Origin of the sequence: Nitrosomonas sp. Nm34, from assembly GCF_900113925.1 — a bacterium.
Lineage (GTDB): Bacteria > Pseudomonadota > Gammaproteobacteria > Burkholderiales > Nitrosomonadaceae > Nitrosomonas.
In genome coordinates, this window is the sequence record NZ_FORD01000062.1 from 1 (window position 1) to 13847 (window position 13847).

Annotated in this window: 14 protein-coding genes and 1 pseudogene; 7 read left to right on the plus strand and 8 right to left on the minus strand. The window is 44.3% G+C overall.

The annotated features are described in order from the left end of the window. A pseudogene (locus tag BM283_RS15120) lies at window positions 1-200 on the minus strand (IS1595 family transposase); the annotation flags it as partial. Window positions 201-834: 634 nt separating this feature from the next. Beyond that, window positions 835-1353 carry a peptide-methionine (R)-S-oxide reductase MsrB gene (msrB, locus tag BM283_RS15125; RefSeq protein ID WP_090694571.1) on the minus strand — a complete coding sequence of 173 codons (519 nt, stop codon included), beginning with the start codon at window positions 1351-1353 and terminating at the stop codon, window positions 835-837. Between the two features lie 541 nt (window positions 1354-1894). Here msrB and gnd point away from each other — a divergent pair. The 4 genes from gnd to BM283_RS19600 all read left to right on the plus strand — a co-directional run bounded on the left by gnd (window position 1895) and on the right by BM283_RS19600 (window position 7349). Then, window positions 1895-2914 (plus strand): phosphogluconate dehydrogenase (NAD(+)-dependent, decarboxylating), encoded by a 1020-nt coding sequence (gene gnd, locus BM283_RS15130; protein ID WP_090694575.1) that lies wholly within the window; start codon window positions 1895-1897, stop codon window positions 2912-2914. 10 nt (window positions 2915-2924) lie between these two features. Next, the gene (gene zwf, locus BM283_RS15135; protein WP_090694578.1) at window positions 2925-4301 is read left to right on the plus strand and encodes a glucose-6-phosphate dehydrogenase; all 1377 of its coding nucleotides are present in this window, start codon (window positions 2925-2927) and stop codon (window positions 4299-4301) included. Between the two features lie 186 nt (window positions 4302-4487). Further along, window positions 4488-5987: a carboxypeptidase M32 gene (locus tag BM283_RS15140; RefSeq protein WP_090694580.1), complete on the plus strand. Its 1500-nt coding sequence runs from the start codon at window positions 4488-4490 to the stop codon at window positions 5985-5987. Between the two features lie 675 nt (window positions 5988-6662). Further along, window positions 6663-7349, plus strand: a complete 687-nt coding sequence (locus BM283_RS19600; RefSeq protein ID WP_217646551.1) for a Kazal-type serine protease inhibitor domain-containing protein — start codon at window positions 6663-6665, stop codon at window positions 7347-7349. Between the two features lie 597 nt (window positions 7350-7946). On the opposite strand, the gene BM283_RS15150 is transcribed toward BM283_RS19600, so the two are convergent. Continuing rightward, the gene (locus BM283_RS15150; protein WP_090694582.1) at window positions 7947-8726 is read right to left on the minus strand and encodes a PRC-barrel domain-containing protein; all 780 of its coding nucleotides are present in this window, start codon (window positions 8724-8726) and stop codon (window positions 7947-7949) included. A gap of 782 nt (window positions 8727-9508) precedes the next feature. Further along, on the minus strand, window positions 9509-9895 hold the full coding sequence (locus tag BM283_RS15160; protein ID WP_139225296.1) for a hypothetical protein: 387 nt from the start codon (window positions 9893-9895) through the stop codon (window positions 9509-9511). 190 nt (window positions 9896-10085) lie between these two features. Here BM283_RS15160 and BM283_RS18975 point away from each other — a divergent pair, with 190 nt between their 5' ends. After that, the gene (locus BM283_RS18975) at window positions 10086-10235 is read left to right on the plus strand and encodes a hypothetical protein (protein ID WP_175492171.1); all 150 of its coding nucleotides are present in this window, start codon (window positions 10086-10088) and stop codon (window positions 10233-10235) included. Between the two features lie 27 nt (window positions 10236-10262). On the opposite strand, the gene BM283_RS15165 is transcribed toward BM283_RS18975, so the two are convergent. The 4 genes from BM283_RS15165 to BM283_RS15180 all read right to left on the minus strand — a co-directional run bounded on the left by BM283_RS15165 (window position 10263) and on the right by BM283_RS15180 (window position 12823). Then, window positions 10263-10451 (minus strand): hypothetical protein, encoded by a 189-nt coding sequence (locus tag BM283_RS15165; RefSeq protein ID WP_090694588.1) that lies wholly within the window; start codon window positions 10449-10451, stop codon window positions 10263-10265. Between the two features lie 8 nt (window positions 10452-10459). Next, window positions 10460-11263 (minus strand): OBAP family protein, encoded by an 804-nt coding sequence (locus BM283_RS15170; protein ID WP_254776396.1) that lies wholly within the window; start codon window positions 11261-11263, stop codon window positions 10460-10462. Between the two features lie 616 nt (window positions 11264-11879). After that, window positions 11880-12059 (minus strand): hypothetical protein, encoded by a 180-nt coding sequence (locus BM283_RS15175; RefSeq protein ID WP_074666402.1) that lies wholly within the window; start codon window positions 12057-12059, stop codon window positions 11880-11882. A gap of 92 nt (window positions 12060-12151) precedes the next feature. Beyond that, entirely contained in the window at window positions 12152-12823 is a 672-nt protein-coding gene (locus tag BM283_RS15180) for a Bax inhibitor-1/YccA family protein (protein WP_074666400.1), read from the minus strand. Between the two features lie 552 nt (window positions 12824-13375). Here BM283_RS15180 and BM283_RS18980 point away from each other — a divergent pair. Next, on the plus strand, window positions 13376-13558 hold the full coding sequence (locus BM283_RS18980) for a hypothetical protein (RefSeq protein ID WP_175492172.1): 183 nt from the start codon (window positions 13376-13378) through the stop codon (window positions 13556-13558). Window positions 13559-13627: 69 nt separating this feature from the next. Then, window positions 13628-13847 (plus strand): IS630 transposase-related protein (locus BM283_RS15185; RefSeq protein WP_217646475.1); only part of this gene is annotated, 220 nt, incomplete at its 3' end.

Sequence of the window (13847 nt, forward strand, 5' to 3'; positions counted from 1 at the left end):
TGCAGAGGCGATTCAAGCTCACAACAACAGGCAATTCGCTGCCGTATTTTAAGGTAAATGCTATTAACGGATCGAATCGAGATACCGGTCAATTTTGCTGTGCTCGTAGCAGTGAAATCCAGAGAAAAGCACCGAATAAGTTGGCTAAATTTCGCTTCTCTAATTCGAGAACGAAAGTAGTATCTATTTTTACCATTCATCTCAGTAAGTTAACACACCTTAATAAGTGCTTAACTTCCTAAGACCCTTAATTTATTAATGATCACTATTTTCTGCAACAGACTGGTTTCCTTCGCATTATTAGAAGGTTTAAAACCAGGCTCATTAAAAAAATTCCATATCATCAGTCTGAATTATGGAAGTTGATGCGAGCTCAATTGGAAGATCTCATAAAGGCTTAACGTTGAAATAATCTTCTCCATTCTTTGGAAATTGAGGAACACATCGACCATAAATTTTTCTTATTTGATCCTAATCTTTATGATCCATTTGTTAGTCTACCAGAATCGGATTTTCACCTTTTGAAAGAAGTGTTGATGAAAAAATAGACCGGTTTGATAGGAAGGGCGGTAATGAATATTGACGTGCTTTACGGAGTTATGTAGGACGAGGTCGTTTAGTTTGCCGGTGTAGGTTTGCTGATTAAGTATAGCTTCTCTCACGGGTTAAGTGGTTTCATGGGCTCCTGATTTGGTTTTAGTGCTTTTGATGTGGCGCAGGCACATGAGATGGGACATTATTTATTTTCTGCACCGTAAAAAGATGGGTTAGTAAACAGAAGAAGCTGGTATTGAGAAGAGAAAGAAGCAGATAAGTTTGCGGCAACTTTTCTGATCAGCTCCGAAGGGCTGGCAGTTGCTCGTCTTTTGGCACAAACTTTAGAGCAATTCCGTTATTACACCAGCGTTCTCCACGCGGAGGCGGGCCGTCGCGGAATACATGGCCTTGATGACCGCCACAGCGCACGCAGTGATATTCCGTGCGTGGCCAGATCATCTTAAAGTCGATTTTAGTCGCTACATGCCCGGCGATCGGCTGGGTAAAGCTCGGCCAGCCCGTCCAACTCTCGTACTTATGTGCACTTTCAAGCAAGGGTAGATAACAGGCGGCACAAATGAAGATGCCTGCACGATCCTCATAAACCAGATTACTGGATTCTGGACGTTCGGTGGCTTCCTCAAACAGGATTTGATAAGCCTTGGATGAGAGCAATTTACGCCATTCCTGATGGGGTTTGTTGAGAGGCGTAATAGGGGTGATCGCTTCGCCTACCACTTGTGCGCGAAAGCATGCGGGAACCAGCGGAAATACGGCTGCCAGGCCGAGCATTTGTAACAAAGTACGTCGCTTCATAAAATCTTCTTCAATCAACAAGAGTGCGCGTGAACTTACGCATCTGGTTTTATTAACGTAAGCTGTTCTGTAGCTATTGAATAGCACAATAAGAATCTATCAACCAATACTGATAACTGAGGCATGGAATCATGTGTTTCCATTATAATTTATTCAAAAGCCCTTTAGTTTGAGATGCGCTATATATTCCAGAATAATCACATTTCGGACCTTTTGAAAGCGCGGACCCATGTCACCCTTAATTGCTCTCTTCCTGACTGGTCGATCTTTTCTCCTTGAGTATCCTGCGCTTGAAAGGCAATAAAAAAATTGGAACCAGTACCTTTAATGTAAAACTAACACTTTAACAAATTTTTGAATTTTTAACCGTTTATCAATATGTTTGACACTTCAGCCGCTTTCTAGTACTTTCGTTTCTAATGGGGAATTGTGTTTTTTCTCTATAAATTTGCGCGCCGGCATGAAGAATTTATTGTCATCTTCGAGAGGTTAAGGTGCGCCCGCTTTGACAAAAGCAGTCACGCTCAAGAGGAGAACAATAATGCAATTAGGTATGATCGGTCTTGGACGAATGGGTGCCAACATGGTGCGGCGCCTGACCAATGTCGGCCACGAGTGCGTAGTGTTCGACTTGTCGCCGGAAGCAGTGAAGGAATTAGTTAACGAGAAAGCCATTGGCGCCACGTCAATGGATGATCTTGTGGAGAAGCTCGCAAAGCCGCGCGTAGTATGGTTGATGATTCCTGCGGCGGTGGTAGATAAGACGATCGCAGGCCTATCGCCGTTGCTGGATCCCGACGATATTCTGATCGACGGCGGTAATTCATACTATGTCGATGATATCCGTCGCGCAAAAGAACTTTCTGCTAAGCGCATCCACTACGTGGATGTAGGTACGAGCGGGGGGGTTTGGGGTTTGGAGCGCGGATATTGTATGATGATCGGCGGCGAGCCCAAGGTGGTCCAGTACCTTGATCCAATCTTTGCGTGCTTGGCGCCCGGGCGAGGAAATGACATCCCGCGCACGCCGGGCCGCGACGAGATCGGCGGTACGGCGGAACAAGGGTACTTGCACTGCGGGCCGAACGGCGGCGGACACTTCGTCAAGATGGTACATAACGGCATCGAGTATGGCCTGATGGCTGCATATGCCGAGGGGCTGGGAGTACTGCGTGATGCTAATATCGGTAAACAGGATCATGTGATCGATGCCGAAACGACACCGCTGCGCGACCCCGAGCATTATCAATATGACTTCAATCTGCGTGATATTACCGAAGTGTGGCGGCGTGGCAGTGTCATTGCTTCATGGTTGCTCGACCTGACAGCGGCAGCGCTCCTCGAAGATGCCGATCTGAAGCAATTTTCCGGATGGGTATCTGATTCCGGTGAAGGACGTTGGACAATTAAGGCAGCGATTGACGAAGCCGTGCCGGTGCCGGTGCTCTCCGCCGCACTCTATCAACGCTTCAGTTCGCGCGGTGAGGCGGATTATCAGGACAGATTGCTCTCGGCGATGCGCCTCCAATTCGGCGGTCACCTTGAGAAACCAGACAAGTGAGGCACTCATCATGAATAGCCTGCGTTCCGATGCACTGGTTTTTTTTGGAATAACGGGTGATCTAGCCTACAAGAAAATCTTCCCGTCATTACACGCTATGGTGAAGCACGGCAGCTTGAACGTGCCGGTGATTGGCGTGGCTAAATCCGGGTGGTCGCTTGGGCAACTACGAGCGCGTGCTCGGGAGAGTATTGAGAAGCACGGCGGGCTTGATGTCGCAGCTTTTGATACGCTGTCAGGGTTACTGCACTATGTAGACGGTGATTACAACGATGCGGCTACTTTTCAGGTTCTTCGCAGAGAGCTGGGGGCGGCCCAACGACCGGTACACTATCTCGCCATCCCGCCTGCGCTTTTCAGGACAGTAGTCGAGCAACTCGTCAAGGCCGGCTGTACCAATGGAGCACGCCTCATCCTGGAGAAACCATTTGGAAGAGATTTATCTTCTGCACAGGTGCTCAACCGCATCCTGTTGGAAACGTTTGCCGAAGAAGCCATCTTCCGTATTGACCACTACCTAGGCAAGCGGCCCGTGCATAATATGGTGTTCTTCCGATTCACCAATGCGCTGTTAGAGCCCTTCTGGAACCGGAACCACGTCGAGAGCATACAGATTACCATGGCAGAAGATTTCGGGGTGCAAGGCCGTGGCGCATTCTATGACCAGATCGGCACCATCCGCGATGTAGTGCAGAACCATCTCTTCCAGATATTGACCAATCTAGCAATGGAACCGCCGGTGCGCACCGATAGTGAGTCGATGCGCGACGAGAAGGTAAAGGTATTGAAGGCCATTCCGCCAATTGAAACGACCAACCTGATTCGCGGGCAGTTTCGTGGGTACCGCACGGAAGCTGGTGTGGCGCCGGATTCGCAGGTCGAGACGTTCGCCGCATTGCGTCTGAAAGTCAATTCATGGCGCTGGCAAGGCGTACCATTTTATATCCGCGCAGGCAAGTCGCTGCCTGTGACATGCACGGAGATTCTGGTACGTTTACGCCGACCACCAACCGTGTTTTCGACCTGTGATCCACAGAGAAACTACTTTCGTTTCCGTATCAGCCCCGATATTACCGGTGCTTTCGGCCTGACAGTGAACGATCCTGAGGATAAGATGGTTGGTCAACAAATTGAGTTGCTGGCAAGCCGCCACCCCGGCGCTGAGCACGCGGATGCCTACGAACGTTTACTTGATGACGCGATGGAAGGCGATGCGACGTTGTTTGCGCGCCAAGACTACGTGGAAGAAGCATGGCGTATCATCGACCCCGTCCTGAAAGCGAACACGCCGGTATATGAATACGAGCCGGGCACTTGGGGACCGATAGAGCTCGATCAGCGCGTCGTGCCGCCCGGTGGGTGGCAAAACCCGGTAGTCACTAGTTAAGGATAAAGAGCTTCAGATCTGAAATTCAGCAATTTTACCTGCCGATAACATATCCAATTTTTGAATTTGTGATTTCTGTTCAATGTGTTTGACACTGTATCCACATTCTTATACCTTTGTTTCTGATATGTATAAGCACTTTTATTTTTGCTATACGTCGCTCACTTAAGAAAGGACAATGTTCTCATGCATACAGCCCTCCAGTCTTTAAAGGCCCGGTTTGCCGAAATCGATGACCTGCGGCGGGCAGGCTCCGTGCTTCATTGGGATATGTCTACTTACATGCCTCAAGACGGAACAGCATCACGCGGCCGTATGATTGCCACGGTTGAAAAGGCCGCCCACGAAAAATTGATTGATCCAGCTTTGGCCGCGCTTCTGGAAACCGCATCGGGGTTGCCAGATGCAACGTTGTCTACAGACGATCGGGCGTTCCTGCGCCTGGCCTGCCGCCAGTTTACGCGGGCGTCGAAAATCCCTTCCGCTTTCAAGGCTGAATTTCTTCAACACATGGCTGAAACTTACGATGTTTGGATCCATGCTCGGAAAGCAAATGACTTCAACGCAGTGGCACCGTTTCTGGAAAAAACTGTCAAGTACTCACAGGCTATCTCGGATTTTTTCAACTCCGGTGAGACCGCATGGGTTCATCCTATGGATCCGCACATCGAGGATGCTGATCCCGGTATGACGACCGCGGGTCTCACTACACTTTTTGCTGACCTCCGACAGGATCTCGTACCATTGGTGCGGGAGTTGTCCTCTCACACGCGACCGCGGACTGACTTCTTGTCACGGGTCTATCCAAAGTCCCGACAATTGGAATTTTTAAATTGGCTGGCCCAGAGTATCGGTTATAACTTCAATCGTGGACGCCAGGATCTCACTCATCATCCGTTCATGACAAAGCTTGGAGCGGGGGATGTCCGTATCACGACCAGGGTCGATGAGACGAATCTCTGTGACGGCATTTTCAGCACCATACATGAGTCCGGTCATGCCTTTTATGAAATAGGAATTTCGCCAAGCTTGGACGGAACTATTCTGGGACACGGCACTTCCGCCGGGATTCACGAGAGCCAAAGTCGGCTGTGGGAAAATCTGGTAGGTCGGTCGTGCGAATTTTGGGCCTATTTTTATCCTCATCTGCAGGCTCATTTTTCTGATACGCTTCAGGATGTTTCGCTCGAAGAATTTTATCACGGCATTAACCACGTACAGCCTTCGTTGATTCGAACTGATGCCGATGAAGTGACCTACAATCTACACGTTATGATTCGCTTTGACATTGAATCGCAGCTTTTGGATGGCTCACTTAAGGCGAGAGATCTGCCCGGCATGTGGAACGATCGGTATGAGTCTGACCTGGGCATACGCCCCCCGTCCGACACGCAAGGCTGTCTTCAGGACGTGCATTGGTATTACGGAAGCATCGGTGGAATGTTCCAAGGCTATACGATTGGCAATCTCTTTAGTGCGCAGTGCTACGATGCTGCTCTTAAGGCCCACCCGGAAATACCCGAGGCGATGACGCAGGGAAATTTTAACGTACTGCATTCATGGCTGAAGGAGAACATCTATCAGCACGGCTCAAGTCTTTTTCCGCAGGAATTGATCCAACGTGTGACCGGTCAAGACTTATCGTCGAAACCTTTTCTAGGGTACTTGAAGCGGAAATATTTATAGCAATCTGAGGCAACTAAGATAACGCACACACTTAGCTTTAAAGATCTCCATTTCGACAGATTCAGCTGTGGCATTTCAACCCAACTCTTATACGTGGAAAATAATCCAGACGCACTATTTTCTACGCTTTGAATTAAAGCATTTTCTTTGCCCATTAATGCTGAAAATAAACCATTTGATCTATTCAATCGTAATAGATTGAATTAAATAAAACTATCAACTTGTGGATTTCGTTTCTGAACGGCGAGTCAGGGTAGAGGCAAGCCAAGGGGCGGCTTGCTTGTTAATGCCAAGAATAATAGAAGAAGCAAGCATGGCTCTGGATTATAAATTTACTTATGAAATAGGAATGGAATTACTGGTCAACACTCTAATGTTTTTGTACTATCTGGAAATAATGAGTCACCTAATCGTTCTGCCATGCGACAGGAGGTGATAAAAGGAAGAATGATGGCAAACAATTCAGCATCAAAACGGAGCCGAATATAAGTTGGTATGGTAAATCAATCAATCCTTATAAACATTTATACATGAATGATGAAGTACAGCAATAATTGCCAATTGTACACGTAATAGCTGTGCGGACTCTGAGAACATAGAGAGACGCATAAATATTTCATCGTTGAGGGATTTATACATAAATAGATTCTTTTTCAGCCTATGGAGGTAATAGCTATGCACATACTCATAACCTGGTTAATTAATTCTTATGTTTTAATAAGTGATAGAAAAATGAAAGGACTGGCATACGTCTTAATAGGTGGAGCATTCTTGTTCAATACAATATCCGTGCATGCAGAACATCGTGCGGTTAATGTCAGCATTGGTGGTACTGGAGGCGCTGTTGATTCTGCTTCTGAACACAGAGTTCGCAAGGTTATCGGTCATGCGTTTAAGGATGGAGCTGTCGATACGCTGTATGTATATAGTCCTAGAGCAGGGGGACCCATTTTTATAGAAGGTGGCATGTCTTTATGTGCCGAGGCGGGTTTTAGTGCAACTCCAGAAAAATTCAGTGATTTTATACAGAGACTAAACGCTATTCACCCTCCCTCTGGTACTTTCTATAACGTAGAATTAACTAAAGCTTGTGAACCTATTGATGTAATCAACCAACCACAAAGCTGTGGCGGGATCCAGGGCAAACAATGTGCAAGTACGCAACAATATTGTGATTTTGGTATCGGTCATTGCAAGATTGCCGATGCAGAAGGCACCTGCAAGGAAAAACCTACTATTTGCACAAGACAGTATGAGCCAGTCTGTGGTTGCAATGGAATAACCTATGGTAATGCATGCGAGGCAGCAGCAGCAGGTGCTTCCATTGATCATGTGGGTGAATGCAATCCATCTCAACCATAAATCTGTGGCGGAATTGCTTAAGTGAACTATACACTCACAAGAGTTGGATCGGCGATCCAGCCGATGATAGCGGTTCCGCTTCTAATAGAGAAGTTTAATGGAGGATAAAGGTGGATTTAGGATCTCTTATATTTATCTAGCAATAGTGCTTAGTTATTAAGCTATTTATTATTTCTTTACAATAAAAGTGATATGCGCGTTCAAAACGCCCTCTGACGTTACTAACGTTGGATGTGTTGCTGACTTTATGAATTGAATTTTATAAGTGCAAATGGAGATAAATCCAGAATCACAAGTGTGCTTGTTCTCGCGAACCATAGCCCCAACTGTCGTTAGTGCTGGAGGTTGTTTTTGCTGCTTGGCTATATTTAAATCGTTTTTTTCTTTCCAACTGATAATCTCCAAATTGTCACTAAAACCTTAGTGCTGAGAAAAAATATGATATGCGATGATAGTATAACTTTTACTGAACAATTTGTGCGATGGAGATTCAGTGTACAAATGGAGATTAATAGCCTCGGTAAAAAACATGCAAAATGTGTTCTAAGGTGGTTATGTAATACAACCTCCGGGCTTGCCCGGAGGTAAGGAATAAACTTATTCGTCCTTATTTTTAAATTTAAACTCTGGTGCTTTTTCTAACTGATCTTTAGTAACATTTAATAAAACTCTCTCTTCTGTTCTATTAGCTTCTAAGTTATGAAATGGTACGGCAACCGATTTTTTTCCCATACCGAGCAGACCACCCACATCCACTATTCCATACATAACTTTGCCATCTTGACTCAATAACAAGTCATCAACTTCACCTACCTTTTTGCCATTTTTATCGACGACGTCTATATCAAAAAGCTTTTTAGCGTTTATATCGTAATCTTCAGTGCCACTAGTTGCAGGGAGTTTTTCTGCCTGATAATTACGGTCAGCGACAGATTGCAATTTAAACTCAGGCATTTTTTCTAACTGTTGCTTAGAAAGTTTAATCACAGCTTCTTTCTTTGCTTTGCGTATTTCTATATCCTGAAATGGGACAGAGACCGATTTATCCCCAATGCCGAGTAGGCCGCCCACTGATATGATTGCATAAGCAACTTTTTCTTTTGTGCTCAATATCAAGTCATCAATTTTACCAACCTTCTTGCCAGTCTGATCAACAACATGCATATCCATAAAATTTTTGGCAGTGATATCGTAGGCTACATCAGTGGAGCCCCATTCAACATTATCGCCACTACCATAGGGTTGTTCAGCATTACTCTTCGGATTACTGGCCTTTTCCCAATTCTGCTTTTCACTAGTTTGTGCGGATGCGCAAGTAAATAAAAAACTGAGACCGATTATGGACGCTATGCTGAAAAGAAATTTACTGTGTATCATGATTTAACTCCTATTGGCTTTTTGATTGATTTATCGGCACGCAATAAAGCGGTTCGAGGCTTATTAATTTGGTGGAGTTTTTAAAGAACTGCGATTAGCCATGTTAATTTTGCTGCTAATAACAATTCAAAACCACGTCGTCAACAACAAATATCCCTATCACAAGCGCCAACAAGCATTCGCTAGTGATATTTAGACTTCCTTTGTAAAAGGAGAGTTTATCCTAGCAGTAAAATCAGGTAATTATCTGTACGAAAGCGTACATAAACCAGAAAATGGTTTTTATTTTGGCTATACCATCCGCACCATTTGCCTTAAAATCTATCAAGCTGTAGCAGATAAATACTGGTTCTATATGGATTTTAGGTAGGTATGACATTCTTAACTAATGGATAGCAAGTAAGTTAGATAGCAAATAAGGCCAGATTTAATCTGGCCTTCAAATTCCGCCTTATTTCAGATTGATGATGCAAGTCTTCTATGACAAATTGTATTGCTGTCAAATATTTCGCTGATGAGATAATAATAGTAGTCCACCAGGCAAAATAGCGATAACATAACCCATTGTAATCAATGACAACCATTCTTAAGCATTTCTAAAAACCTTAGCCGGCCATTACCATGTTATAAATGTTTTTGCTGCGGTCTCCTCGCTATGCTATGTGATAAAGCAAGCAAGCACATCTGGAAATCTAAAAGGCAGAGATAAAGAGGGCAAGGGTGCAGGAAGATAGAAAATTATCCCCCTGCATCTTCACATCAGATTGGTATTTATTTAATAATTAATAATTGCGCCGCATATTTTCTCGGTCGTTTGAGGAACCACCTTGCGACGAAGGCTGTCCAGTCGTTGAACTACTTTCTCCCTTTTTTGCACCAGGCTGCTCAGCAGGTCCAGGAGCATTATCCGATCCTGTGGAAGTGGGTGCCATACCTTTGTCTCCGCTCGAGTAAGGCTCTTCGGAAGGATCGATAGACCTTTCATTATGGCTTGGAGCGCTTCCTTGTCCAGATGAGGAACTGCCTGACATAGAACTACCTTGTGATGAAGACTGCCCTGTAGAGCTTTTGGTATCGGGTTCTGCTGCATGCAGGAGACCATTCAGACCAAAAAAGATAAGACTTGCAACTATCGAAGAACAAACTGTATTTTTTAAAGTAAATTTCATGATAGCCTCCAAATTAACCAGCATAATCGCTGTATCGACATCGTAACTCACTTCTTATAAACTTATCTGTACGATACCGCACGAAGGATGAAATAGTAGTCTTCCAGCATGAGCCCTTCTCGTAGTCGGCTATCCTGAATAAACGCTTATTTTGATCCGTTTAATTTCATTAATAGCTTAGGAGTTGGCAATGAGATTAAAAGATGAAGAGATTATGGCCATGGCATTAACGCTGGAATTCAAGGTTAAAGCATCAAAGCGTAATCTATGTCCATGTTATGGTAGGCAGGCAGTTAGAGAGGTTGCCCAAACTGATTCGGTGCTAGGTCAAGCAGTATGAAGTGGAGATGCTGAATAAGATCAAATGTCACATCAACCCGTGATATTCTTTTTTCACCGCAAATAAGGCCAGATCCAGAATCCAGAATTCTTGTTCTTGCGAATGATAGCCCAACCGCTGTTGGTGCAACTGCTTATACTCTCCAATATTCATTACCTGACCACAATTCTGGGAAAATGAGTCTTTTTTAGCTGTCCTGTAGCTACCTTCATCCATTTTAATTTTTAATTATTTACGCTTTTTTTATCCACCACTCCTGGAATATCCTGGAGCGGACGCCCGAATTTTCCCTTCAGGTCATCGACACCTGATTGAGGATTTGCAAACTTATGCAAGTCATCGCGCTTTTTGCGTATTTCCATCGTATTGATATCCATCTTTCTGTCACGTTCTTCGACGAGACCAGGCATGGCTTCGCCATCACGATTAAACGACCAGCCAAGCATTGGATTCCCCAGAGGGAGCAGGTCGGCTGGCGTGCCTTTATAAAAGCCCGTATTCCAGACATGCCAAGTTTTACCATAGCTGTTCATTTTTTCCTTCATCAATGCTTTTTCGGCAATGTCGGGAATATTGGGGGCGACCAGTTGTCCGGACAAGATTTCGCCATTATGAGGATGCCAGTATTTTTTCTCTTCTTCGGGTAGGGTAGCGAAAAGCTTTTCGGAAATAATATATTCGATACCATTCAGGTTGGCATCTTTGGTATTGCCATCGAATAACACACACTGGGCAAAATCTTCATTAACCTGGTGACAGTAATGATGAGCCTCCATCTGGTTTTCCGGATGATCCTTCATGGGATGAAAACCCACGAGGTAGATGTCAAACTTCTTTAGAGGATCATTGCTTTGCAAAAGCTTAGCGCCGGCTTCTAGCATTTTTGTTTTTGCCGATTTAGACTCACCGGGCGGTGCTGTTTCAGGTTGGGTTACTTTTTCTGCTAATGCTAGTGGGGCTGGAACTCCAGTGGGTAAGGCTACGAGAAATGCAATAACGGCATAGGTTTTGCTAAATCTGTTCATCATGGTCCCTTTTAGATATCGTGGTCAATGGCGTATCAGGATAAGCAATGTCTAATATCCTTATATCTTCCTCAATAGAGCACTTGGCTGCTGAATGACGTAATGCCGAGCAAGTAACTTCCCCGTTCTTCCGCTCACGAATGTTAATTGCCAGTATGGGGAAGCCGGCTTATCGGAAAAAGGCTAGAAGATATCCCGCATCAAAATCTAATTAGTGGGCGATCCTCATCATTGCTTCGTAACGTATCACTTTCATCAATTCGATTACTACGCCACCTTGGGTCTTCTCTTCATGCCCTTATCAATATACGCTTGCATATAGGATCGGTAGCGTTACTCATAGCAAAGCTTCTTTAGTCAGGTCTCCGGCCTTAAGGCGAAGAATAAAGACGAGCCTCTATTGTACCTATGCTATTAACCCAGTCTGTACGGTGGCACACAAACAGGAGCAGCAAGGAAGTCTAGGGAGCTACATATCATATAATAATAAGCGCTATTGCTGGTGGAAAAGCTCATTCATATGGCTGCGGATCAAGTGACTTTTACTTCGCAAGAATTTAAAATCAACGCGCCATCCTATCTTCTTATAGTCCAAAATTTGTATCAATAAAAGCTTGGCTTAAACTAATTTAATTAACAACATGATGAACAAAACAATTATTATCATAGGAACGATCACAGCCTTCCAATCCGAAGGTGCAGCTTTAGGGCTGTTCTTCATCATTTGCAGTGCTGCAGGGAATAAAATTATTAAGAACATCCCTAACGCTAATGCAGAGGCAATTTGCATCCAATCCATATCCAGACCTCTTCTCCTTCCATATATTTCGCTCTAAAAACAAAGCCCCGGTCAAGCCGGGGCTTTGAACAGCTAGCTATAGTGATTGACAATTAATCATCGTTACCCATAATGCCTAGAATTTGTAACAAGCTGATAAAGATATTGAAAATTGTCATATATAGCCCAATCGTTGCTAACACATAATTGGTTTCGCCGCCATGAATAATACGGCTAGTATCGTATAAAATGAAACCACTCATGATCAGGATAACGACAGATGATATCGCTAATGACATTGCAGGTATCTGTAAGAAAATATTCGCCAACGCAGCAATTAATACTAACAAGAAACCCACCATCAGGAATCCACCTAAAAAGCTAAAATCTTTTCGTGTAGCAAGTGCATACGCGGATAATCCCATGAATATGACACCTGTGCCCCCCAGTGACAATGTAATGATATTTCCACCATTAGGCAGTGAAGCATACATAGTTAACATAGGTCCCAGTCCAAATCCCAGCAAGCCAGTAATCAGAAAAACAATCCCGATCCCAGCTGTAGAGTTGGCAAAACGCGGTAATACAAACATGGCAATTACCATGCCACTAATGACAGAAATCAAATAGGTCATCGGTGGCATATTTAAGAACATTGAAAGCCCAGCAGTTAAACCGCTGAACAACAACGTCAACGATAGCAGCAAGTAAGTATTACGCAATACCTTGTTAGTTGCCAAAACAGATGACGATCTTTGGGCAACTGTTGAATAATTTTGATTCATTTTAATGACCTCCAATCATAAATATAAAATACTGCTCTTTTATTTTAGCAGGCATATTGACCCAAGTACCTTACTTATAGTTCATCTTGTGAATATAACATCAGCTGCGCTTAATTGTTATAACTCGGTGATCTTTCTGATGTAAAAATTTACTAACCAAGCCTTGTGTAGATAGAAGCAATTGAGGCGATTTCAAGCATTTTCTATTCATAAAATTTAGGTTGTTTTCTCCGTTTACCAATGCCAATGCTGAAAATAATCCATTTGATAGTCGCGCGTAATTCTATGACTTTACTTATTATGTAATAGCGGCCACGTTCTTCTTCCGGCACCGCGATCATCTTAAGCTGATTTTTGAGTTCGGGAATCGGAATCAGACCACCAAGTAGCCAGAGCTATTATCGCGGGCTACTGCTCAAGATTATTCAGTTTTGCATTAATATTTCACACGGTACTGATAAGATGCAGTGATAAGGAGTTTTTGTCAAATATCTTCCCATGTAACCTCAAGCGGCTTAACCTCGCGAAAGTTCACGGGCGTTGCCGGAAGAAGTGCCATGGATCAAGCTCAACGCACGTAAGTGCTTCCCAGTTGGACTTGTCGCCCTCATAGCACCCTTAGGCACAGGTGTCGATATTTGTTTGACCAAGAATGGGGAGTGGGCGTTGAACTATTGTGTGACCACTGACGATGTGACTCAGCTGGTCATTGAATATGGGGATGCCATGTGCTAAGCGATGGGCAACAATACGCTTAATCTTGTTTTTATAGCATAACCAGATAATTTTGATTATAATGTAAAGATGGCATATTCATTAGATTTCCGCCGTAAAGTCCTGTCTGTCCGAAAGAAAGAAGGACTTACGATAGCCGAGGTGGCGGCCCGGTTTGATGTTGGCGTGGCAAGCGTGACGCGCTGGGTTAAGAGCATCCATCGTAAACCTCAAGGGTTTCGCCAACGCAAGATTGATCTTGAGGTATTGCGCCAGGATGTTCGCGATTATCCTGATGCTTATCAGTACG